Genomic DNA, 21,011 nt, shown 5'->3' with positions numbered 1-21,011 from the left:
ACGGGGGGTTTGGCGCCCATGTGACCACCTTCCTGGCCAACGCGGGTCTGCTGGACGATGGCTTGAAGGTGCGGGCGGTACATGTGCCCGACCAGTTCTACGAACACAACAAACCCGATGTGCAATGTGCCGAGGCAGGGATCGACGCCCGGGGCATCGCCGAGCGCGTGCTTGGGGCGCTGCATATGGACAGCTTGGAGACGGAAGCCAGGGCCTAGGAGATGGCCTCCGCTTCCAAGAAAATGCGTCTGGATCAACTTCTGGTCGACCGGGGGTTGGTGGAAAGCCGAGCCAAGGCCCAGGCGGTTATTCTGGCCGGTTTGGTCTTTTCCGAGGAACGGCGTCTGGACAAGGCGGGGCAACAGGTCTCTCCGGATCTGACCATCGACTTGCGGGGGCAACCCTATCCCTGGGTGTCCAGGGGAGGGCTTAAGCTGGAAAAGGGTCTGGAGGCCTTCGGCCTTGATGTGGCCGGACAGGTTGGTCTGGACGTGGGCGCCTCAACGGGCGGTTTTACCGATGTGCTTTTAACCCGGGGTGCGACCAAGGTTTACGCCGTGGATGTGGGGTATGGGCAACTGGCCCATAAACTGCGGATAGACGAAAGGGTTTTGGTCTTGGAGCGGACCAACGCCCGCCACCTGACCGCCGAGGTCATTCCCGAGCCGGTAGATATCATCGTTTGCGATGCCAGCTTTATTGGCCTGCGAACAGTCTTGCCTGCGGCCCTCGGGTTGGCGGCTCCGGGTGCCCATGTGGTGGCTTTGATTAAGCCCCAGTTCGAAGTGGGCAAGGACCGGGTGGGTAAGGGTGGTGTGGTCCGCGACCCGGCCCTGCACGAAGAGGTCTGTGAGACCATTCGGGATTGGCTCGGAGCCTTGCCGGGTTGGAGGGTTCTGGGACTCACCGAAAGCCCGATCAAGGGACCCGAGGGCAACGTGGAATTTCTGATCGGTGCCCAATTCACCCAATTCAATGGATGAAGCTGGGTAGAGAACGGCACAGGCCCCAAAGAAAGGACCACGGCCGATGCCCGACGCAAACCGCTTCTCCCTTTTTCGGCTCAAAACGCGAAAAGGGACCCCAAGGGGTCCCCTTTTTCATCCGGCAATTCAGGGAAATTGGACTATGGGCCCTATTTCACCTGATCCATTTCCAGGGTGCCGATGTTGGCCATCAGGTTATAGGAGGCGATGATCACGTCGGCCTGGGCTGAATAGGCGTCTGCCTGGGCGTTGTAGAGGGCCGTTTCACCGGCTAGCAGGTCGATCAGGGATCGCTGACCCAATTGGCGTTCCCGTCTGGCCAGATTCAGGAACTCACTGGCGATATTTGCCTGATTGGCCAGGATCCGCGAGTTGGCTCTGAACGTTTGCAGGTTCTGCCATGCGTTGCGAATTTTCTCCTCCACCTGATTGCGGCTGTCGGCGAAGGTTCGGTCGGCGGAAACCGCGTCGGATTGGGCGGCACGTAGGGTATTGATGGCGGTCAGGCCCAGGTTGATATCCCAACTTGCCTTGACCTTGATGGTGTTCTCAATCTTATGGCCCCTAACGGAGTCTACGTTATTTTTATGGATATTCTCTCCAACCAGTTGAATGGTTGGGAATAGGGAATTGCCTCGGGTTGCTCGCACCACCTGACGTTGGACAGCGGCGGCTAATTTTGCGGCTCTGAGGGACGGGTTATCGTCCTGCGCCATGGCCAGGGCATCATCCAGAGTGGCGGGAAGAGAGGAGGGGTCAGGACCTGCAACGGGAACCAAGTCGGTCAGAGCGCCCGGAAGAATACCGTAAACGGCCTTGAACCGATTCTTGGAAATCTCCAATGCTCCTTCTGCCTGGATTCGACGGGCTTCCGCGCCGGCGAGTTGGGTCTTGGCCTGCAGCACGTCGGTCGATAAACCTGACCCCCGATCTACCCGGGTCTGCTCCAAACCCGTTTGGCGCCGGACGTTGGCTTCGGATTGGCGGGCTATTTCCAGGATTCGGGCGCTGCGCAGCAGGTTTATATAAGCTTGGGTGGCTTCCAGAATCAGCCCTTGGCGTTCCGCGTCGTACATCGCTTTGCTTTGACCCATGGCCAGGCGTGCGGCTTCAATCTGGCCGTTGGACGCCCCAAAATCCCAGAGCAATTGGGTGAGGGCGATGTCAAATTCCCAGGTATCAAGCTGAGTATTCTTGGCATTGGGTCGGACTTTCTCCTCGAATCCATAGTTGCCGTCGAGGGAAAGGGTCGGGAACCAAGCGCCGAGGGCTTCCCTGGCCCGGTTCTCTGAAGCCACCACCTTTGCCCTTGTCGCAGCCAGTCGGTCATGGTTCTGAAGCACGGGGGGGAGAAGATTTTGGATGGATTCCGCCATGGCCGACAGGGGAGCCAATGCGAAACCAAGGGCCAAGCCTGATATGAAAAGACGCTTGATACCGATCACACCTAAAACTCCCTTAGAGACCGAGCCCATATCTGTCTACGCGTAAAGACGAACGCAGAAGGTGATCTTGTGACCCAGTTATAGGCCAAAAGATCACCATATCCTTCGCGGAGACCAATACACCATCCGTTTCCTATATGCCAGTTTCCTCGGAATTCGTCGAGGAGGCTTTGTAAAATGTGACGTAAATACTCTTGTTCTGATGTCTAAAATGATAATGTTTTTATGGTTTTGGAATGGGTATCGCCCTCTATGTATAAAAGGGAGGGGCAATCAAGTATTACAAAACGGAGGGAACAATCAGGGGTTTTCCGTCCGGAGGGTTGACGATGGTTTTGCCGCCGGGAAGGGATTTGGTGAACCAGCCGCGGTGTGTCGCTTCGGCCACCAGGGCGTCGGGATGAGGTGCTTTGAAGCCCAAGGGGTGCTCTGCCCGGCCGAGACCGGAAGCCCAGTGCGCCAAGTTCTCGACAAGGGCCTGATCGCTGAGCGCTGCCACGCCACGCTGGTCCCACAGGGTGGCCAAGGCACGGCGTTGGTCGGCGTTGAGGGCGCTGATCAGGCCCAAGCGCTCCAGGTCCCCCCGGAGCTCTTCCCAGGTTCCGGCTGCTTCCATGAGACGCAGCGCGGTGTTCCATTCTTCTCCCGGTCGAATTGTCATGCGGTTTCCATGTGATCCATATGCCGCCCTTGCATTATCAACTTCCGGGTTAAACGGTCCAAGGGCGCGGCATGAACCATGGCATCCCGGGTTTCCAGAAGGCGGTCAACGGGGAGGATTGCCCTGGGAGCCTCCAGGGCGCTGCCATTAAGATGGAGGACGGGGAGGCCGGTTGCGCCGGGATCCAAGGCATAGGTAGAGCGAATATGCGTGCGGACAGCCTCACGGTCGGTAAGATGTCGGTCAGTCAGGAAGTAATGACCTTCACAGGCTATAATGCCATACTCGTTCAGGTGGCGTCTAGCGCAACGCTTCGCTTGTGAAATGCTGGAAAAGACATAAGGACGTCCGTCCCGGCCTAAAAGGGCGGCGCCGGTGGCGGTGAAGCTATCGGTGATCTGGGCACCCATGCGCTCCGCCAGGGTTTCAGATGGGAGCAACGTCTTGGTGTCACCCAGTATTTTTGCCACGAGGCAGGGGAGGACGAAAAGGCCGAGGGAGCATAGGCCAGTGACTGGTCCGATGGGCACGCCAACCAGAGCGCTTCCTGCGGCGAAAAGCGCAGCCAGGCCGGCACCGAAAAGAAGACGGATGGTGAGCATTGGGAAAACCTCAAGCGCGAAGCGTTAGTGTTCACATGAGATTGACCCAAAAGGGGTTAAGAAACCCCCAAAGGCCTGCCATCCGAGGGGGAGACCTCGAACAGACACAGCCATGTCCGTATGCGCCGAGCATTGACACCCAAGTCCCAATAGCCGACACGGGATTGGCTGAAGAGAATAAGGGATGTGGTGGTGCTATCCAGCGGGATCACCTGGAGGGAAATGGTGTCAGGAAAACCCAGCCAGCGGGAGATGGCTACGCCGTCGATTCGCCCTGTCTTCGGGTCTTGGTGGGTTATGGTGACGTTGGGCAGCTGCCCGATCACGGCGCTGGCCCGCTGGAACAGCGCCTTCGCTGACAGGGGATAACGGGGGGCGGTCAGGATGACGCCGGATCGGGCGGCCTCTGGATCGGGAGACGGGGCGTCAGGGGGAAGGGCGAGCGCCCAATTGGGCGTCTTGGGAAAGGGCGGGGCGGCCAAGTTTGCGACCGGGGCCAGGGGCGCGGGCATGAGAGCCGCCGTGGGCAGGGGGTTCCCCGTCACCACCGCCCAACCGAAGGCTCCCCCCAGAAGGAGGGCGCCCAGGCCAAGCAGGGTGATGGAGACGGACATGGTATTCGGATCTCTCCGCCGGTGCTGGAGTGGAATGAGGAAAACTGTGCAGCGGTTTTCCTCATGCCGCTCTTATCCATATACTTTAGCAGGGTGCGGAAAAAGTCCGAAAACTCTTTCGTCGTCAGTCCCACGTGTGCGGGACTCCAGGGTGGGGACAACGGACCCATGCGGTTGACGCGATCTGAGCCCCCTTCACTGACGGCTCCGAAATCAACCCTGGATCCCCGCTTTCACGGGGATGACGAAGTAAAGCAACGGACTATTTTAACTTCGGAGCGGCACAGGGAAGCGTGCATACTTTAGCGCTTGCCTGGGAATGACGACAAAAGAGTTTTTCCGCACCTTGTTTAGATCAGGTCAGACTGGGTTTAGATCAGGTCAGACCGGGTTTAGATCAGATCAGACCTGAGGTCTTGGCTTCTTCCAAAAGCTGATCCCGGAATTTGGGGTGGGCGATGCCAATCAGGGCGCGGGCGCGCTCGGGCAGGGTGAGGCCCTTGAGGCAGACACATCCGAATTCCGTGACCACATGGTGGCTGTCCATGCGGGGGTCGGTAACCGGACCGCCCAGCTTGCAGACAACACGGGACAGGGTCTCCTGCTTGGCGGTGGAGTGGAGCGCGACGAAGGACTTGCCTCCCTTGGACGCATAGGCGCCCCGGATGAAGTCGAGCTGGCCACCGGGGCCGGAGAACTCGCGTCCTCCCAGGCTTTCCGAGTTGATTTGGCCGGTCAGGTCGACTTCGATGGCCGAGTTGACGCTGATCATGGTGTCGTTCTTGCGGATGACGCTGGGGTTGTTCACCCAGCCCACGGGATAACCGACGACACTGGGATTGTTATCCATGAACTCGTACATGTCCGTGTCGCCCAGGGCCAGGGTGAAGACATGTTTGTAGGGCAGGACCGATTTGCGGCGGCCATTCATCACGCCCTTCTTGATCAACTGGACCATCGGTGGGCTGAACAGCTCGGAATGTAAACCCAGATCATTGTGGTCAGCGAGGTATTCCATGACCGCGTTGGGGACGCCGCCGATGCCCATTTGCAAGGTGGCGCCATCGGGGATCTGATCGGCGATGGTGCGACCAATGATCGTGTCTTCATCCGAGGCCCCCTTCTGGGCCACTTCCATCAAGGGCACATGGTTTTCCACCACGGCGTCCACGTCGGAAATGTGCAGAAGGCTTTCGCCGAAGACCCGGGGCATGTTGGCGTTGACTTCGACAATAATCCGCCGGGCATGGCGGACAACGGTTGCACCATAGTCAGAGTTGGTGCCCAGACTGAAGAACCCGGCTTTATCCATGGGCGATACGGTCACCAGGAACACGTCGGGGCTGATGTGTTCGGTCAACAGGCGCGGGGCCTGAAAGAACAGGGCTGGCACATAGTGGACCCATTGTTTGCCCTGTTCGTACCCCTTTTGGGCTAGGGCGCGGTCGTGGGCGCTCATGAACAAGGGGCAGGGGCGCACGGTTTCCATGAGATCGGGGACCAACAAGGTTTTGGTCGCCGCCTCGTTGGCATGCATGTAATAGACCTTGATGTTCTCCAGGGAGCCCGAGCGAGCCCGATCTGCGACCGCCTGCATCAGCGCAGGCGGTTGGGAAACGCCCATTGACAGAATGACATTGCAGCCGCTTTTGATCGGGGCCACCGCCTGGGAAGGGTCAACCAGCTTGCTCTGGTAGGCTTCGTCGTAATAGGCCACGGAAGGTCTCCTGGATCCTCAAAGGAACATAATCCGGGAAACATACCCTGGGTTGGCGCCCCCGTGAACTGCGGATTCCGCTATGCAATAATATCTTAAACGGAAAAGGGCCTTTCTGGAGCAAGGTTTCTGTCAGGGAGGGACCAGGGAGGAAGGGGAGCACCACCCCTGGGGTGGGAAAGTGGCCCCTGCCAAACCCTGGCCGTTGGTCTTCCTACCAGGAGCGGACTTTGCCCACATCGACGTGCACGAAGCCACTTTTGGGATAATATCCCACGCCACCTGACTGGAGGTTCAGGGCCGCCCGGTGTATGTCCTTCAGGGGGCGGCCCTTCAGGTTCACGTCGATGGCCATGCCCTTCATGTGGTAGCTTTTCTTGGCAACGCCACCGCCGCCGGTCTTGCGGAGCATCTCATTGGTTTTGGGCGAACGATAGCCGCTGATTACCTGGAAGGGTTCGGAGGTCCGCAGGGTCTGGCCCAACTGGTGGAGTAAGTTCAAAAGATCGCGGTCGATGGTCGCCACGTCACCCGTGCGGTGGTCCCGCAGCAAATGGTTGATCTCCCGCAGAGCCCGGGGGTCATAGTGGCCATCGGCCCAATAGGTCCGTTTGACAGATTCGCCAGTATGGAGGTTAAAAAACGAAAGGGTCCTTTCAAAGGACCCTCGTTTGCTGGCGAAGACAGTTGGCGCGTTCAGGAGAACAGCCCCACCCGCAGCGATTCCCAGAAATCCACGTCGCGTCACGGACGGGGTGAATTTTCCCTTTGTATACACGGAGTTTGACTCCTCTTTCTCTTTTCACAAAACAGAGCGCGGTAGCATGTTTTTTTAGTTGAATCGGTTTTACACAAGGGTTCGGGTTGCATGCAATGGGAAATGGGCGGAAAAGGGTGAAAATTCTTGGTGGATATTCGCGCAATAGGACGTTCAATGGGGAAAGCTCGGCGATCTCTGTCGCTTCGTTCGATTTCCCTTGGAGGTTTTGCCCGTCTTCTCGCGGTTGCGGATCGACGGAAAGATGCGGATCCCTGGATCAAGGCGCCTTATACCAAGCGGCGCGGGTTTAAACCCACGCCGCTTTTCTTGCGTTCAAACGCCAGGCGGGCACTTACGCGCCATAAGGCGCGGCGGCCACTTGGCCGCTTCCAAGGTGCGGTGAGGCAAACTCACCGCACCTTGGTATGACAGGGGACACGACCGTGTCTCGCCTGTTTGGGCGATTGTCCAAAGCCCCATTTTATTGCCGCGGGTCTGCCACATCGCTCCTTGGTAGACGATCGAGTCGGGCGCTCAGTCTGTCGCCAATTGGGCGCAGATTGGTGGGGGCGGGGGCGGCCAATGAGGCGGAGGAGACCCCGCTGGCGATTTGGGCGTACGGGCTTCCTCGGTGAACCACCAGTCGAGGGTCGCGTCGCAGCCCGTGCCTTGGGGAATGGGGGGTTGGGGCAAGCAATCCGGAGAGGTGTCGGGACAGGACAGCCGCAGGTGCGCGTGCCGGTCGTGGCCCCACCAGGGGCGAAGCTTGCCCAGCCAGACAGCGGCGTCCGGGTCCTCGCCCCGCTCCTGGCAGAGGGCGCGTTTGATGGCCGGATTGACGAATATCCGGTCGACTCTCGGGTCATGTGCGGCGATATCTAACAGGATGCGTGTTTTGACGTCGAAAACGGCGGGGTCAACGCTCTGCCCATCGGTCGTCACCGCAGACAAAGCCGTGGGTGAGGCGAGCCAAGCCGGGTCGTGGGGGGCTGGCCTGTCGCCCTTGAACCAGATGTCGGCATCCAAGCCGGTCATGTGACTGCGGTGTCCGTCGGGCATGGGGCCCCCCCTGGGCAACCCCATGTCGGCCACCAGCAGGGGGGCTTGGCCCCTGGCCTTGAGGTTCCGGGCCAGATCCCGCAAGGTTGCGATCAGGAGTGGATGGCCCCAAAATCGGTTGCGCTGAGGACGAAGGATTTCAAAGGGACCCGTCCCCGCAATCAAAGCCTCGCCGCCAACGAGGCACCCCAGGTTGGTTGCGCCAAGGGACCGGGCTGGACCGGCTGTTGGGGTTGGGGAATCCGACCAGCGGAGGGGAGACTCTGTCCGCCCAATCTTGGTGCCAAGACAGATACCAAGAGTGAGGCATATGGTCAGTGCCCGAGGAAGCGAAAGAAAAATCATGGCAGAAAACCTGATAAAACTCCTGGAAGCACGTCATAGTTTCATGGCTTAGTGAGCTAGGGAATAGGAATTCAATGGGGGTGCGGCGCCTTGAAGGGGATTGGGTCAGAAAGTGGCGGGGTTTCTTGCTTCTTGCCCCGGTTTGTCGCAATGCGCGATGTCCAGGAGCGTCGGGCTGTGCGTGGTAGAACCAATTCCGGTCCCGATTTTGCGTCTCAGAATCAAATAAGTCGCTATTTGGCCGACATGGCCGTGACGACCGTCGAAGGGGCTTGGCTATCCCTTATAAAGGGGCGCTGCATAAAGGGGCGCTGCGACATGGTCTTCAATGGCGGTTTGGGGGGCACGGCGCAAAATCAATACTGCGCCCGGTCCTTCCCTTCTGCCCGGTTCTTCCACTTTGGTTGTCGGTGAAGAGCAGGTGGGGGGCCAGGGTAAGTCTGTATCGGAAGGGGGAGGGAATGCAGTTGGAAGAGGGCGGGCGAACGGACCGGGCTGTGCTATTCTGTTGGGAAGACGAAGGGGCCGCCTCCCTGGGGTTGGATTCAGGTTGGGTCGATCAGGTTATCACTCCGGTGGGGGACGATGGGAAGATTTTCGATAGGTATTTTGGGGAGACGTCTTCTTCGAAGGTGGCGAGGGGAATGCCTTTTTGGACGGAGGGGGGATGCATGCACCCCGGCTACAGTAGACTATGGAGCGGTCGGTGATAGCTGCTGAGGCAAAGAGCGCCACGCGCCGCTTTCGGTTTGGCGTCAAGGCGCGGCTTATCACCGCTTTCGGTGCTATGCTTTTGATGATGATTGCGGTTTGTTCCCTGGCTGTGCTGTCCTTCCTGGATATTGGCGCCGGCCTGTCGCGCATTACGGACAAAAGCTTAAAGGCCATGGCAACAGCGTCTCACTTGAGCCAGCAATCGGAAAGCGTTGTTGGTCAGGCACCGGCCTTGGCTGCAGTCTCCGGACCGACAGAGCGGGAAACGATTGGGTCCCAGATCCAAGATCAGATGGATTGGCTCAACGCCTTGATCGATGAGGTGTCCGAGGACAACAACAACGGAGCAAATCTGACGAGTATTCGCGCCCAGTCCCAGGAACTCAGCGAGTTGTCCGTGACTTTAGGGCAGTATGTGGACAAGCGGTTGAACCTGGAGGACAGGAGCCGACATCTGCTGGAGCGGTTGATGGCCCTGGATATTCAGGTGGCAACCATCACCATGGACCTCGGCACAACTCCTGAAATGACTCTTGCTCTGGCGGAATGGCGCCAGTCTGCTGGAGAGGCGGTGGTTGTGTTGCTGGGCTCGCTCAGCACGGTTGGTGGCCATATGCCCATCCACCTTAAAAAGAAATTCAAGACCTATATCGCGACCATGGAAACCTTCCCCAAGGAGGGGCCTTGGGCGCCCATAGCCGCGTTGACAGCGGATATCAAACAGATCGGCCTGGGGGAGCAGGGCGTTTTCGAGAGTTTGAAGGCCCTGAAGGGTGTTCTTTTGGCGATCAGAGGGACCCTGGCTCGGGATCGGCAAGTCAGCTCCATGCTGGTGGCCGCTTCGTCTTTGCTCATGGATGCCGTTTCTGAGACCGCAGAGGCGGAGGCCCGGCAGGCGCGTTCGGATCTGCAAGAGCGGACGGTCATGTTGGTCGTCCTGTCCCTGGTTTGCCTGCTGTTGTTCGGCATCCTTGTCGTGCATGTGCAACGGGTGGTGCTTGATCCCCTGGCTCGTTTACGGGACGCCATGCTCCGTCCCCCGGGGCAGGCCCCCCCGCATGTGGAAAGCGTGGATGCCGACGACGAATTGGGCGATATGGCCAGGGCCCTGGAGCAATATGCGTCAGCCATCAATCAACGGGAGCGGGCTCTACGAATAAGCGACCGGCGCTTCCGAGACATGGCGGAAAACGTTCCTGGCATGCTGTTCCAATGGCGGGTCCTGGTTCCGGCGGAAGGAGAGGTCCAGAAAGACGGCGCGCAAGAGGACGGGGGCCAAAAGGACGGGGGCGGAGCCTTCGTTTATGTGGGGCCTCGCTGCCAGGACTTGTTCGGTGTGTCACCCGAGGCGGTTCTGGAAGATTGGCGCGCCTTGGGTATTGGCCCGGCAGATCAAAACGTTTGGCTGGACCGCTCCCGTCTGGCAGCCCGGGATATGGGCGGGTGGGTTCAGGAAGGTCGCCGCCCGGCGAGCAATGGGGAGGTCCGCTGGTGGCAGTTGATGGCCGCTGCGGCTCCAGGCACAGAGCCGGGCGAGGTCATTTTGAACGGTATGCTGACCGATATTACCCTGCAAAAGACGGCGGAACGGGAAATCCATGCGGCCCGCACCCGGGCGGAGCGGGCCTTGGCCGAATTGCGGGCTACCCAAGACACCCTGGTGCAGACGGAGAAGCTGGCGTCCCTGGGCCAGATGGTGGCCGGTATCGCCCACGAGATCAACACGCCTCTGGGTACGGGAATCACCGGAGCCAGCTTCCTTGATCAAGAATGTCGGGAGGTTACCCGGAAGTTCCGCGGCAATGCCTTGCGCCGCTCGGAGATGGAGACGTTTCTGGCTCAGGCGGAGGAAACTGCCGGTCTGATTTTCACCAACCTGCGGCGGGCTGCGGAACTGGTCCAGGGGTTCAAACAGGTGGCCGTTGACCAAGTGACCGATGATCGCAGGGTCTTCGATCTGGCGCAGTACGTGGAAGAAATTCTGATCAGCCTGAACCCGCGCCTTCGCAAAACCAATCTCACCGTCCGTCGGGACATTGCCCCGGGCTTGGTTCTGGACACCTATCCCGGTGCCTTGTTCCGTATTGTCACGAATCTTGTCATGAACTCCCTTCTCCATGGCTTTGACGAGGGGGCGGAGGGGGAGATCGCTGTCGTTGCCCGACGCCTGGAAGAGGAGTGGATCGAAGTGACCTATACGGACACGGGTCACGGTATTCCCAAGGAGGTTCAACCGCGGGTGTTCGATCCCTTCTTTACGACCCGTCGGGGATCCGGTGGTACAGGGTTGGGTATGAATATAGCATATAATCTGGTTACCCAATCGCTGGGAGGGCGGATCTCGCTGGAGAGCGGCGAGGAGTTGGGGGTGCGTTTTGTGATCACCTTGCCGGTTCGAGCGCCAAAAACTGCGGGGTCCAGTGTGCCTGTAACACCCCTAGGTCAGAATACGGAGTTCTTGTCTGGGGAGATGTCATGAGCGGAGCGATTGTTGGTTGCTTGATGGATCCCGTTGCCCCTCCAGGTTTGGAGGAAGAGATGACGGATCTGTGGGCCTCCCAGGGGGGGCGGGTCGAGCGGATCGTCTCTCATGGGCATGTGACAGCGGATGACTGCTGGTATGATCAGGACTGGGACGAATGGGTGATGGTGGTCCAAGGGCGGGCACGCCTTCGGCTGGCCGGGGAGACAGGTGAGCGTAAGCTCGGTCCGGGGGATTGGATCGCCTTGCCCGCCGGATGCCGTCACAGAGTGAGCTGGACGGATCCCGACGAGCCGACGATTTGGTTGGCGGTCCACTTCCCCGGTGGCGAGCCCTGAACGCAGGGAAGGAAAGGGGAAGCTGGGCTAAAGGCTGGCGCAGCTTTCCCGAATGGCGGCGATGCGGTCGCCATAGTCCCCTCCGAACACAGCGCTTCCGGCCACCAGGGCGGTCGCGCCTGCGGCCACCACGTCCGGGGCCGTTTCTGGGTTGATGCCGCCGTCGACCTCAATGGTGATGTCCCGGTCGCCGATCATGGCTTTGATGCGCTTGATCTTTTCCACCATGGCCGGGATGAAGGCCTGTCCACCGAAGCCGGGGTTGACGGACATCACCAGGATCAGGTCCAGGCGGTCCATCACGTACTCCAGGACCGATTCCGGCGTCCCGGGGTTCAGGGAGACACCCGCCTTTTTGCCCAAAGCGCGGATCACCTGGAGTGATCGGTCCAGATGGGCGCCCGCCTCGGCGTGGACGGTGATGATATCGGCGCCGGCTTCGGCGAAGGCGGGGATGTAGGGATCCACCGGGGCGATCATCAGATGAACGTCCATCACCTTCTTGGTATGGGGGCGCAGGGCCTTCACCACGCCGGGGCCAATGGTCAGGTTTGGCACAAAATGGCCGTCCATCACATCGACATGAATCCAGTCGGCACCCGCAGTGTCGATGGCGCGGACCTCCTCGCCCAGGCGGGCGAAGTCGGCGGACAGGATAGAGGGGGCGATCAGGACATCGGCCATGGTCGGTGTCTTCCTTTGAAAGCGGTCGCAACCCCGGGGCGTCAAGCCGAGATGGCGGACTTGGGAGTCACACGGTCCATGGTCCATGCCCGACCCTAAGGGGGACGGGACAGCGCCCAAGGGGACCCGGGGCCGGTGGCGGAGGTTTCCATTTAGGCGATCGGTGCGATGAATGCAACGGCCCCCGTTTCGACTTGGACCGGGACTTTGGTGGCGGATGCGCGAAGGCCCAACAGGGCTCCTTAGAGCATCAAGTGGAAAAGTGTGTGCCGGTTTTCACGGTACATGACAGGGGGAGTCTTGCCGTCACGGGGTTTTGCCCCGTCCCCCATTGGGGCCGGAAGGCCCCTGATCCGGGCTCATATTTTTAAAAGAAAAATGGGGGTTTGGGGGCATTGGCCCCCAAATGGGTTTGGGCAATCGCCCAAAAAATATACGACACTGTCGTGTACCGAGACCGGTTTTCCGCTCGATGCTCCAACTCCGTTATTTTAGATTAAATTGGGCCAATTTGATCTCGGCGCACTCTAGGCCGGGCGGCGCATGAGCAGCAGACCGAGGCCGGAAGTGACGAGCAGGCTGCCGGTGATTCGTGCCTGAAGGCGCCGCCGAGCGGGATCTGTGAACCAGCGCCGCATCCGCCCGGCCAACAGGGCATAGGACCCGTCGAAGACCAGGGCCAAAGCCACCAGGGTACTTCCCATGATCGCCAACTGGGGACCGGCGGGGGCGGTCGGATCGAGGAATTGGGGAAAGAAAGCCGCGTAAAACAGGATCGTCTTGGGGTTGGTCACGGCCATCATCAGGCCCTGCAGGAAGACCGCTCGACCCGAGGGACTGGGTTTTTCCAGGTGATTAACGCCGTCTTTTCCGACTGTACGGACAGAGCGGAAGGCTTTGATCCCCAACCAGATGAGATAGGCCGCGCCCAGCCAGCGGATGGCGGTGAACAAATCGGCCATCAGGGCCAACAGGGTGGTCAAGCCCAGTCCGCCGGCCGTGACCAGAAGGGCGTTTCCCAGGGTGGATCCGGCGACGGTGTGCAACCCGCGACGGGTGCCATGGGCCAAGCTATTGGCGATCACGAGACCGACGATCGGGCCGGGCATGAGGATCAGGATTGCCGTGGCCAGGATAAACGGCAGGTAAAGGGATAGGGACATGGCAGGGGATTCCCAGGTTTCAAAGAGGGGGGGGAACCCATGAAGTCAGTTTTCTCCGTTCCCGTCTAGAGCATGTTGCGTGAAACATGATTCACGCAACATGCTCTAAACCTCTGACATTGAAGCAAATCGTCACGCTTACGGCGTGCGTTCCGCCCGTCGTAATCTGTCCCAGATTGCTCGGGATTTGCTCTAGATCTGACATTGAAGCAAATCGTCGTCGCAATCTGTCCCAGATTGCTCGGGATTTGCTCTAGAAGGGGGAGGCTGGAAGGGGGGGCAGAAGGGCTTGAGCCAGGTCCCTGAGGGCTGCTCGATCGAGTTTGCCGCTTAAGGTGCGGGGCAGGGTGGGGACGGTCAGGATGCGACGGGGGCGCCGCTCCGCCGTGAGGGTGGACAGGGCATCTGCATCCGGAACCCGGCCCTCGATCAAGGCCACGAGGGTTGCGCCTCTCAGAGGATCGGGCAAGCCGGTTACCCCGGCATCCGTGACACCAGGCAGGGCCTTCAAGCGAGATTCCACGTCTTCGGGAAAGACGTTGATCCCCCGCACCACCACCATGCCGCCTTCGCGCCCGGCCAAATGGAGAACTCCCTCGTCATCCAGCCACCCCCGATCCCCCACGGTGGTCCAGGCGCCGTCCCGCTGGAAACCTCCCCCTTCCAGACCGGGGACGTAGCGATCGAAGATCATTGGGCTGGCCACTTTCAGGCGGCCTGTTTCTCCGGGTGGGAGGGGCAGGCCACCCTTACCGACGACGGAGAGGGTGACGCCAGGGAAGGGATGGCCGACCGCGCCTTTCTCCGTCTGGGCAGGGGTTACTGCGCGCCAAGCGATGAAGCTTTGCTCTGACGTTCCATAAAAGTCGATCAGGCGGGCGTTGGGAAACCCTTGGGACAGCAGGTTCACCAATCCCGGATCCAGGGCCTGCCCGGCGGACAGGACAAGGCGCACCCCCCGGTGGGGGCCGGTCCGGGCCTTTACAGCGAGAAGGGGGGGGACACCGATGACCACATCGGCTTGGCTCGGATCGCCGTTCAGCAGCGCGGTCCCCCCGAGCCAAAGCGCTTGTACCGCACCATAAAGAGCCAGGGAATGGGACAGGGGGCCAAGGGTGAGTATCCGGTCCCCGGGGCGCAGGGCGAAGCAGTCCCGGGCGGCCTCCATGGTTGCGATCCAGGACGGGTGGCTTCGGGCGTATCCTTTGGGCAGGCCAGAGGTGCCCGAGGTGAAACCGATATAGAAGGGCTGCCGGGGAGCGGTTTCAAGTTGGAATTCGGACGTCCCAGACTCCTTAACAAAAGGAGCCGATGGGAGGGTGAGAGGATTGGACAAGGCCCGTTCTACGAGACCTCGAGGGCCGATGGGCCAGCGTGCATCGCCGATTGCTGCGGTTCGCCCCAGGGCGCCCGCAGCGATGAAGGCGGCAAGCAATTCCTCTGACGGTTCGCTTGCCAGCAGCAGGGGGCGGTTTCCTGACTGATCCGATTGCTGAAGCCAAACCTGAAGGGTTGCGATCCGTTTCCTTAGGGCTCCATGGGACAGGTTTGCCCCGGGGGTGATCAGGGCGGGAAGAGTGGTGTCGGCATGGGGCAGGGAAGAGAATAGATTGGACATGGCCGATCTGAAGGCGGAACAGATGGGTGGAAGGAGAGCGCAGCTTAGGGTGCTTGCTCCGGTCACTCAAGGCCGATGACCGGGTCCCAGTGGTGGGGGCCATGTCGGGGGGCAGGTCGGGGGGCAGGTCGGGGGGCAGGTCGGGGCCCATGTCGGGGCCCATGTCGGGGCCCATGTCGGGGCCCATGTCGGGGGTTGTAGGGAGGGGAAGTCGGCCCCATTTGCCGAAAGCCCATCCGGTTTCCCGTCCCGATGTCATCTTTTCCCCTTTCCCTGACAGGATCGCTTCTGGCCCATGCTTGACAGTTTTCCTTCCCATGTAGCGACCCTTCTGGTTTTGGTCGACCCCCTTGGGATTCTTGCCATTTTCCTGGGGCTGACGGTCGGCCGGACGGATGCGGTCCGACGGCGAATCGCGATCAAGGGATGTGTCCTTGCCACCTTTATTTTGATCGCTGCGGCAGTTGGGGGTGGTGTGTTCCTGGATTTGGTGGGGATCGAGATCCCAGCCTTCCGTATCGCAGGGGGGTTGATGCTCTTGCTGGTGGCTCAGGAAATGATCTTCGCCAAGCGGACCATCCGCCGGGGAGAGAACGCCCAGGCGATGGACAAGGAATGGAGCGGCGAAGACGAGGATTCTGACCCTTCGGTCTTTCCCCTTGCCATTCCCTTGATCGCCGGTCCGGGAACCATCACTGCGGTTCTTTTGTTCTCCCGGGAAAGCAGTGGGACTTTGGGTTTGGCTTGGGTGATCGCCGCGATTTTGGCGGTCGTGGTGCCGACGCTGCTTCTGTTGCTTTGCGCAGGCTGGGTTCATCGGGCGATGGGCAAGACCCTGACTTTGACGCTGGATCGCTTGTTGGGGATTATCCTCGGTGCGTTGGCAGTGCAATTCATCATGAATGGGCTGCGGGAGGCCTTTCTCCTATGACGGTTCTTTGTAAACAGAGCGGTAGGTCAGGTCGCGACTCACAGTCCGGGAGCCATGAGGTTGCCACAATTTTGCGGCATCGAGGCATGGCGATAATCAGGGAATCGGATTTTCGATTCCGCTGACTGACGTGGGGTGCCTGGAATTTCCTGCGCAGACTTTGTAGTCTTGTTGTGGATCTCCAACCAAAGGGAACAAGTAACGATGATGGTTTGGGCGAAAGGGGGATGGCGGGGCCTGAAACGGGCCGGTCTCACAGCCATGGTAGTCGGAGGGGTGGCGCTCACCGGCGCTGCATTGGCACCACAGGCTCGGGCCGAACTGGTGATCGATGTCACCCAAACGGCGCGCGAACCCATGCCAATTGCGATTCCCGCCTTCGCCGGATCCGATTCCGCGTCCCAACAATTGGGCTCGAATATGGCCCAGGTGATTGGCAACGATCTGGCGGGGTCCGGTCTCTTTCGGGTTCTCGATCCGGCGGCATATTTGCAGAACCTCACCGATATCAACGTTCAACCTCAGTTTGCGGACTGGCGAGCGATCAACGCTCAGGCCTTGGTCCAGGGCGAGGTCGAGGCGGTCGCCGATGGGCGGGTCAAGGTGGTTTTTCGACTGTGGGATGTCTTTGGCGGCAGTCATGTTGTGGGCCAAAGCTTCACAGGAAATTTGAATAGTCAGGAAAATCCGGAGGCTTGGCGGCGCTTCGCCCATATCATCGCCGACAAAATCTATGAGGCGATTACGGGAGAGGGGGGCTATTTCGATACCCGCATTGTCTATGTGGCCGAAACGGGTCCCAAAACCGCCCGCATCAAGCGTTTGGCTATCATGGATCAGGATGGAGCCAAGCATAAGTATCTGACCAGCGGAGAGGATCTGGTGCTGACCCCCCGCTTCAGTCCAACAGCCCAGGAAATCACCTATCTCAGCTGGTACAATGGCGTGCCCCGGGTCTATTTGCTGAATATCGATACCGGTCGGCGGGAACTGTTGGGAGATTTTCCGGGGATGACCTTTGCCCCCCGCTTCTCGCCCGATGGCAATCGCGTTATCATGTCCATGGCTAAGGATGGCAATACTGAACTGTATGAAATGGACCTGCGCACCCGTCGGTCCTCCCGGCTGACAAACCATCCGGCCATTGATACCTCCCCCTCCTACTCCCCCGATGGACGGATGATCACCTTCAACTCCGACAGGGGTGGGGCTCAACAGATCTATGTCATGAATGCAGATGGGTCTGGGGTAAATCGAATCAGTTTTGGTGACGGAAGGTATGCAACTCCCGTATGGTCACCCCGCGGAGACCTTATTGCTTTCACAAAAATGAAGGGGGGAAGATTTTATATTGGTGTCATGCGACCCGATGGGGGTGGGGAAAAAATCCTGTCCGAAGGCTATTTGGTGGAAGGTCCGACCTGGGCGCCCAATGGCCGTGTTCTTATGTTTTTCCGCGAAGAACGGGGGGGCGGGACCACTCTGTACAGCATTGATCTGAGCGGTGCGAACGAACGTCGGGTGATCACCCCGACCCAGGCCTCCGACCCCGCTTGGTCTCCCCTTCTGCCCTTGTAAGATCAAGGAGGGGACTTGTTTTTAGGCGCAATTTCGCGCACAAGACTAGGATCGGATTGCCCAGCCGCGGGCCCGATACATCCATCGCGGCGTGTGACCATCCCGGTCGGACGTCACTTGATCCAATCCACCGGATGCCCTCAACTTGGGAGTTTAATTTATGACGAAGGTTGGTTTCCTCGGTGCCGTGGCGGGCGCCATGCTGCTCGCGGCCTGTTCTTCCACACCGGAGCAAGGCTCCAACAGCATGGGCAATGGTGCTTCGACCCAACCGGCTGGTCCCGCCGCCGGTTCTGTGGCCGAGTTCCAGCAGGTTGTCGGTGATCGTGTGTACTTTGATACCGATCAGTACAGCTTGTCCCCCGAAGCTCGCGCCACCCTGCAGCGTCAGGCATCCTGGCTGAACCAGTATAGCAACTTCGGCCTGACCATCGAAGGCAATGCTGACGAGCGCGGCACCCGTGAATACAACTTGGCTCTGGGCGAGCGTCGCGCCAATTCCGTGCGCGAGTTCCTGATCAGCCAGGGCGTTGCTTCGAACCGTCTGCGCGCCGTCAGCTACGGCAAGGAGCGTCCGGTCTGCACCGAGAGCACACCATCTTGCTGGGCTCGGAACCGTCGTGGCGTGTCCGTGCCCCAATAACGCGCGGCTTTGACGGTAAAACATGACCGACTCTTCCCCGTTAAAGAGTCGGTCATTCAGATGGACCGCCGCCTATCGGACCCCTATCCGGTTTGGCGGCGTCCAGGTAGGATAGGGGGCGCCATTCCGTGTTCCACCCAAGGGGAGGGATAGGGGAGGCGCCCTTTTTGATTCGTGGCGCCGATTTGTTTTCTTCATTTGGCTCCCATCCCGCCTTCTCCTCCGGTTTGGCCCTAATTGTGCCTGCTTCCCGGTCCATTTATAGTGTTGGGACGTTCCCGTTGCTTTTGGTGCGGTCTTCAAGATCAGCGCTCTGGGCACACCATTCAAAACCGTCGCTATTGACGCGTCCGATAAGAAAGGAAGAGGCATGTTGTCCTTCGTCCACCGCGTGACCCCCGCCGGACCAGTTCTGGCCCTGGCCCTTGTCATGACGCTGTCGGCGGGACCGGCCTCGGCCCAACAGGGCAATAGTGACCTGCTGGGTCGCATGCAGGTGCGAATTTCCGAACTGGAGCGTTTGGTGCAGGACCTGACCGGTAAGGTCGAGCAGGCCACCTACGACAACCGCCAGCTCAAGGCCCAGTTGGACAATGCTCTGGGTGATGTTCAGTACCGCTTGAATGCCCTGGAAGGGAACCCAACTCCGGCGGCAGGGGGTGCCCCATCAGCGGGTATCGCTCAGCCCGGCGTCGGCGGCACGCCGCCGTCCGGTGAGCAGGGCGTGTTGGGGTATATTCCCGGCGGGCAGGCACCAGCCTCCCCCAAGACGCCTGGTGCGGCGTCCATGGGGTCAATCCTGCCTGATGCTCCGGAGCCCGAGCAGTACAATTATGCCTTTTCCATGCTCCACAAGGCGGACTATGCCGGGGCGGAACAGGCGTTCAAGGCCTTCCTCGCCCAGCATCCGAATGGAAAATTGTCTGGGAACGCCCAATATTGGCTGGGGGAAACCTATTATGTCCGGGGTGACTACGAGCAGGCTGCCGTGGCCTTCATGACCGGCTATAAAACCTATCCCCAAAGCACCAAGGGGCCGGACAACCTGCTGAAGCTGGGGATGGCGATGGCCAATTTGGGCAAGGCGAAGGAGGCTTGCGCCGCTTTCGGTCGCTTGGACAGCCAATATCCCCGGGCCGCAGAGGCGATCAAGCGTCGGGCCAGCGCCGAGATGAGCCGTCTGGGCTGCTAAGAATGGCGGCTGACGGGCCTGCGCTCCAAGGGGGATCCTCTCCTCTTACCGGAGCCGAGTTCTCAGCCCTGATGGCCCCCCTCGGCCCCTTCGAGTCGCAGCCCTTGCTTGCCGTGGCCTGTTCCGGCGGTGTGGACAGCATGGTTTTGCTTGCGCTGGCCTCGGAATGGGCGGTGACTCGGGGCGGATCCGTCCTGGCCCTCTGTTTTGACCATGGTCTACGGCCTGAATCCGCGTCGGAAGCCCAATTGGTCGCTGAGGCGGCCAAGGCCCTGGGCCAGCCTGCCGTTCTCTTGAGCTGGGGGGCGGAAAAACCGCAGGCAGGCCTGCACGAGCGGGCACGCGACGCCCGCTATGGGGGGTTGCTGACCGCCTGCGGGGAGGCCGGGGCGCTCCATTTGCTCTTGGCTCACCATGGGGATGATCAGGCCGAGACGGTCTGGCAGAGGATCGTCCGGGGCAGTGGTCCCGATGGACTCGCAGCCATGGCGCCGGTGGCCATGCGGCGCCAAGCCCGTTTGCTAAGACCCTTTCTGTCCCTGTCCAAGTCCCGTTTGGTGGCGACGGCCCGGGCGCGCGGGATGACCTGGGCGGAGGATCCCTCCAATGCCTCGGCCCAATACGATCGGGGGCGTCACCGGGAAGCCAGGGCAAGTCTTGGGGCGGTGGGGCTCTCTGAATTGGTTCCTTCGGCGGATGCCCTCTGGTCCTTGGCCGATCGGGCCGGGCGCGACCGGGGTTGGGTGGAAGGGCGATTGACGCAGCGTTTGGCCGAAGTGGTGACGACTCTGGGAGAGGGCTGGGTGCGCCTCGACCGGGGGGCACTGGCGGCGGGAGATCCCTGGGAAACGGCTCGGGCCCTTGCCCGGTTGGCCGGATCCCTGTCCGGTGCGTGCCGCGGGGCCGATCCTCGAGCCCTGGCAGACTTGTTGGATGCTTTGCCGGTACCGGGTAAAAGTCGGTCTCTGGCGGGGCTCCTTTGGCGGGCGGAGGGGGCGGGGCGACTTTTGGTCTGTCGAGAGTGCCGGGGCTTGGACCGCCGTCTGGTGGGGTTGCCTGAGGGGCGTGAGGTGCTTTGGGATGGTCGCTATCGGCTCTGCGCTTCGGTTGGGGGACTCGCCGTCTCTGCCCTAGGGGAGGCAGGCTGGGCCCTGCTGGCGAAGGAGGTGGATATCGGGGCGGTGCCGAGGCTGGCCGCGATGGCCCTGCCCGCGATCCGGGATCGAACCGCAGGCCAAGCGAAGGAAGGCATATTGGCGGTTCCGTCCCTGGGATTTTGGCGCTATTCTCCGGCCAGGAAAGAAACGGTCTCTAGGGGAGGCGATAGGGGACATGGTGCTGAGGGTGACCAAGTGCGCAGGCCGCCATTGGTCGCAGTCACACATTGCCCCCAACTGACAATTGGGTCCAATCGGATTCATGTCGGCAGTCGCGGCTTGTGAGTCCCTGATTTCGGCCCTACATACATTGGAACGGATA

At 60.4% G+C, this 21,011-nt stretch carries 18 protein-coding genes and 1 pseudogene; 9 read left to right on the top strand and 10 right to left on the bottom strand.

The annotated features are described in order from the left end of the window. A pseudogene (locus ACLIRY_RS14355) lies at nucleotides 1–218 on the top strand (1-deoxy-D-xylulose-5-phosphate synthase); the annotation flags it as partial. 3 nt (nucleotides 219–221) lie between these two features. Then, on the top strand, nucleotides 222–983 hold the full coding sequence (locus ACLIRY_RS14350) for a TlyA family RNA methyltransferase (RefSeq protein WP_413206091.1): 762 nt from the start codon (nucleotides 222–224) through the stop codon (nucleotides 981–983). A 152-nt stretch (nucleotides 984–1,135) separates the two neighbouring features. On the opposite strand, the gene ACLIRY_RS14345 is transcribed toward ACLIRY_RS14350, so the two are convergent. The 7 genes from ACLIRY_RS14345 to ACLIRY_RS14315 all read right to left on the bottom strand — a co-directional run bounded on the left by ACLIRY_RS14345 (nucleotide 1,136) and on the right by ACLIRY_RS14315 (nucleotide 8,189). Further along, nucleotides 1,136–2,431 (bottom strand): TolC family protein, encoded by a 1,296-nt coding sequence (locus ACLIRY_RS14345; protein ID WP_413206090.1) that lies wholly within the window; start codon nucleotides 2,429–2,431, stop codon nucleotides 1,136–1,138. A 280-nt stretch (nucleotides 2,432–2,711) separates the two neighbouring features. Beyond that, nucleotides 2,712–3,092 (bottom strand): hypothetical protein, encoded by a 381-nt coding sequence (locus ACLIRY_RS14340; protein ID WP_413206089.1) that lies wholly within the window; start codon nucleotides 3,090–3,092, stop codon nucleotides 2,712–2,714. Further along, the gene (locus tag ACLIRY_RS14335; RefSeq protein WP_413206088.1) at nucleotides 3,089–3,694 is read right to left on the bottom strand and encodes a hypothetical protein; all 606 of its coding nucleotides are present in this window, start codon (nucleotides 3,692–3,694) and stop codon (nucleotides 3,089–3,091) included. The genes ACLIRY_RS14340 and ACLIRY_RS14335 overlap by 4 nt, the downstream gene beginning before the upstream one ends. Nucleotides 3,695–3,750: 56 nt before the next feature. Next, nucleotides 3,751–4,308 carry a DUF1499 domain-containing protein gene (locus ACLIRY_RS14330; RefSeq protein ID WP_413206087.1) on the bottom strand — a complete coding sequence of 186 codons (558 nt, stop codon included), beginning with the start codon at nucleotides 4,306–4,308 and terminating at the stop codon, nucleotides 3,751–3,753. A gap of 397 nt (nucleotides 4,309–4,705) precedes the next feature. Continuing rightward, the gene (locus ACLIRY_RS14325) at nucleotides 4,706–6,025 is read right to left on the bottom strand and encodes an acetyl-CoA hydrolase/transferase family protein (RefSeq protein ID WP_413206086.1); all 1,320 of its coding nucleotides are present in this window, start codon (nucleotides 6,023–6,025) and stop codon (nucleotides 4,706–4,708) included. A 214-nt stretch (nucleotides 6,026–6,239) separates the two neighbouring features. Further along, nucleotides 6,240–6,773, bottom strand: coding sequence for a DUF882 domain-containing protein (locus ACLIRY_RS14320; RefSeq protein ID WP_413206085.1), 534 nt, complete (start codon nucleotides 6,771–6,773; stop codon nucleotides 6,240–6,242). Nucleotides 6,774–7,319: 546 nt separating this feature from the next. Further along, entirely contained in the window at nucleotides 7,320–8,189 is an 870-nt protein-coding gene (locus ACLIRY_RS14315) for a penicillin-insensitive murein endopeptidase (RefSeq protein ID WP_413206084.1), read from the bottom strand. A 706-nt stretch (nucleotides 8,190–8,895) separates the two neighbouring features. On the opposite strand from ACLIRY_RS14315, the gene ACLIRY_RS14310 reads away from it, so the two are divergent. Together ACLIRY_RS14310 and ACLIRY_RS14305 are read left to right on the top strand one after the other, a co-directional pair. Next, nucleotides 8,896–11,382: an ATP-binding protein gene (locus tag ACLIRY_RS14310; RefSeq protein WP_413206083.1), complete on the top strand. Its 2,487-nt coding sequence runs from the start codon at nucleotides 8,896–8,898 to the stop codon at nucleotides 11,380–11,382. After that, the gene (locus tag ACLIRY_RS14305; protein WP_413206082.1) at nucleotides 11,379–11,723 is read left to right on the top strand and encodes a cupin domain-containing protein; all 345 of its coding nucleotides are present in this window, start codon (nucleotides 11,379–11,381) and stop codon (nucleotides 11,721–11,723) included. The genes ACLIRY_RS14310 and ACLIRY_RS14305 overlap by 4 nt, the downstream gene beginning before the upstream one ends. Nucleotides 11,724–11,750: 27 nt before the next feature. Here ACLIRY_RS14305 and rpe read toward each other — a convergent pair whose 3' ends face one another. From rpe to ACLIRY_RS14290, 3 genes are all read right to left on the bottom strand, one after another. Further along, a complete protein-coding gene (rpe, locus tag ACLIRY_RS14300; RefSeq protein ID WP_413206081.1) occupies nucleotides 11,751–12,407 on the bottom strand; it encodes a ribulose-phosphate 3-epimerase in 657 nt (218 codons plus the stop codon). 527 nt (nucleotides 12,408–12,934) lie between these two features. Next, nucleotides 12,935–13,570: a LysE family translocator gene (locus ACLIRY_RS14295; RefSeq protein ID WP_413206080.1), complete on the bottom strand. Its 636-nt coding sequence runs from the start codon at nucleotides 13,568–13,570 to the stop codon at nucleotides 12,935–12,937. Between the two features lie 253 nt (nucleotides 13,571–13,823). Further along, nucleotides 13,824–15,188: an AMP-binding protein gene (locus ACLIRY_RS14290; RefSeq protein ID WP_413206079.1), complete on the bottom strand. Its 1,365-nt coding sequence runs from the start codon at nucleotides 15,186–15,188 to the stop codon at nucleotides 13,824–13,826. A 295-nt stretch (nucleotides 15,189–15,483) separates the two neighbouring features. On the opposite strand from ACLIRY_RS14290, the gene ACLIRY_RS14285 reads away from it, so the two are divergent. The 5 genes from ACLIRY_RS14285 to tilS all read left to right on the top strand — a co-directional run bounded on the left by ACLIRY_RS14285 (nucleotide 15,484) and on the right by tilS (nucleotide 20,974). After that, on the top strand, nucleotides 15,484–16,119 hold the full coding sequence (locus tag ACLIRY_RS14285) for a MarC family protein (RefSeq protein WP_413206078.1): 636 nt from the start codon (nucleotides 15,484–15,486) through the stop codon (nucleotides 16,117–16,119). Nucleotides 16,120–16,323: 204 nt separating this feature from the next. Continuing rightward, the gene (gene tolB, locus ACLIRY_RS14280) at nucleotides 16,324–17,697 is read left to right on the top strand and encodes a Tol-Pal system beta propeller repeat protein TolB (RefSeq protein ID WP_413206077.1); all 1,374 of its coding nucleotides are present in this window, start codon (nucleotides 16,324–16,326) and stop codon (nucleotides 17,695–17,697) included. A gap of 160 nt (nucleotides 17,698–17,857) precedes the next feature. After that, nucleotides 17,858–18,340, top strand: coding sequence for a peptidoglycan-associated lipoprotein Pal (gene pal / locus ACLIRY_RS14275; RefSeq protein WP_413206076.1), 483 nt, complete (start codon nucleotides 17,858–17,860; stop codon nucleotides 18,338–18,340). A gap of 370 nt (nucleotides 18,341–18,710) precedes the next feature. After that, complete coding sequence (ybgF, locus tag ACLIRY_RS14270) at nucleotides 18,711–19,532, top strand: tol-pal system protein YbgF (protein ID WP_413206075.1); 822 nt, start codon at nucleotides 18,711–18,713, stop codon at nucleotides 19,530–19,532. Between the two features lie 2 nt (nucleotides 19,533–19,534). After that, complete coding sequence (gene tilS / locus ACLIRY_RS14265; protein WP_413206074.1) at nucleotides 19,535–20,974, top strand: tRNA lysidine(34) synthetase TilS; 1,440 nt, start codon at nucleotides 19,535–19,537, stop codon at nucleotides 20,972–20,974. Nucleotides 20,975–21,011: the final 37 nt, after the last annotated feature.

This window comes from Rhodospirillum sp. A1_3_36 (assembly GCF_047263945.1).
Classification (GTDB): domain Bacteria; phylum Pseudomonadota; class Alphaproteobacteria; order Rhodospirillales; family Rhodospirillaceae; genus Rhodospirillum.
The sequence above is the reverse complement of the archived record's forward strand: the minus strand, read 5'-3'. Positions and strand labels throughout refer to the sequence as shown.

Bases quoted from the DNA above. Each gene is read 5' to 3' on its own strand.
- ACLIRY_RS14290 (WP_413206079.1), bottom strand. From the start codon at position 15,188: ATGTCCAATCTATTCTCTTCCCTGCCCCATGCCGACACCACTCTTCCC.
- ACLIRY_RS14335 (WP_413206088.1), bottom strand. From the start codon at position 3,694: ATGCTCACCATCCGTCTTCTTTTCGGTGCCGGCCTGGCTGCGCTTTTC.
- tilS (WP_413206074.1), top strand. From the start codon at position 19,535: ATGGCGGCTGACGGGCCTGCGCTCCAAGGGGGATCCTCTCCTCTTACC.
- ACLIRY_RS14305 (WP_413206082.1), top strand. From the start codon at position 11,379: ATGAGCGGAGCGATTGTTGGTTGCTTGATGGATCCCGTTGCCCCTCCA.
- rpe (WP_413206081.1), bottom strand. From the start codon at position 12,407: ATGGCCGATGTCCTGATCGCCCCCTCTATCCTGTCCGCCGACTTCGCC.
- tolB (WP_413206077.1), top strand. From the start codon at position 16,324: ATGATGGTTTGGGCGAAAGGGGGATGGCGGGGCCTGAAACGGGCCGGT.
- ACLIRY_RS14330 (WP_413206087.1), bottom strand. From the start codon at position 4,308: ATGTCCGTCTCCATCACCCTGCTTGGCCTGGGCGCCCTCCTTCTGGGG.
- ACLIRY_RS14340 (WP_413206089.1), bottom strand. From the start codon at position 3,092: ATGACAATTCGACCGGGAGAAGAATGGAACACCGCGCTGCGTCTCATG.
- ACLIRY_RS14285 (WP_413206078.1), top strand. From the start codon at position 15,484: ATGCTTGACAGTTTTCCTTCCCATGTAGCGACCCTTCTGGTTTTGGTC.
- ACLIRY_RS14350 (WP_413206091.1), top strand. From the start codon at position 222: ATGGCCTCCGCTTCCAAGAAAATGCGTCTGGATCAACTTCTGGTCGAC.
- ACLIRY_RS14295 (WP_413206080.1), bottom strand. From the start codon at position 13,570: ATGTCCCTATCCCTTTACCTGCCGTTTATCCTGGCCACGGCAATCCTG.
- ACLIRY_RS14315 (WP_413206084.1), bottom strand. From the start codon at position 8,189: ATGATTTTTCTTTCGCTTCCTCGGGCACTGACCATATGCCTCACTCTT.
- ybgF (WP_413206075.1), top strand. From the start codon at position 18,711: ATGTTGTCCTTCGTCCACCGCGTGACCCCCGCCGGACCAGTTCTGGCC.
- pal (WP_413206076.1), top strand. From the start codon at position 17,858: ATGACGAAGGTTGGTTTCCTCGGTGCCGTGGCGGGCGCCATGCTGCTC.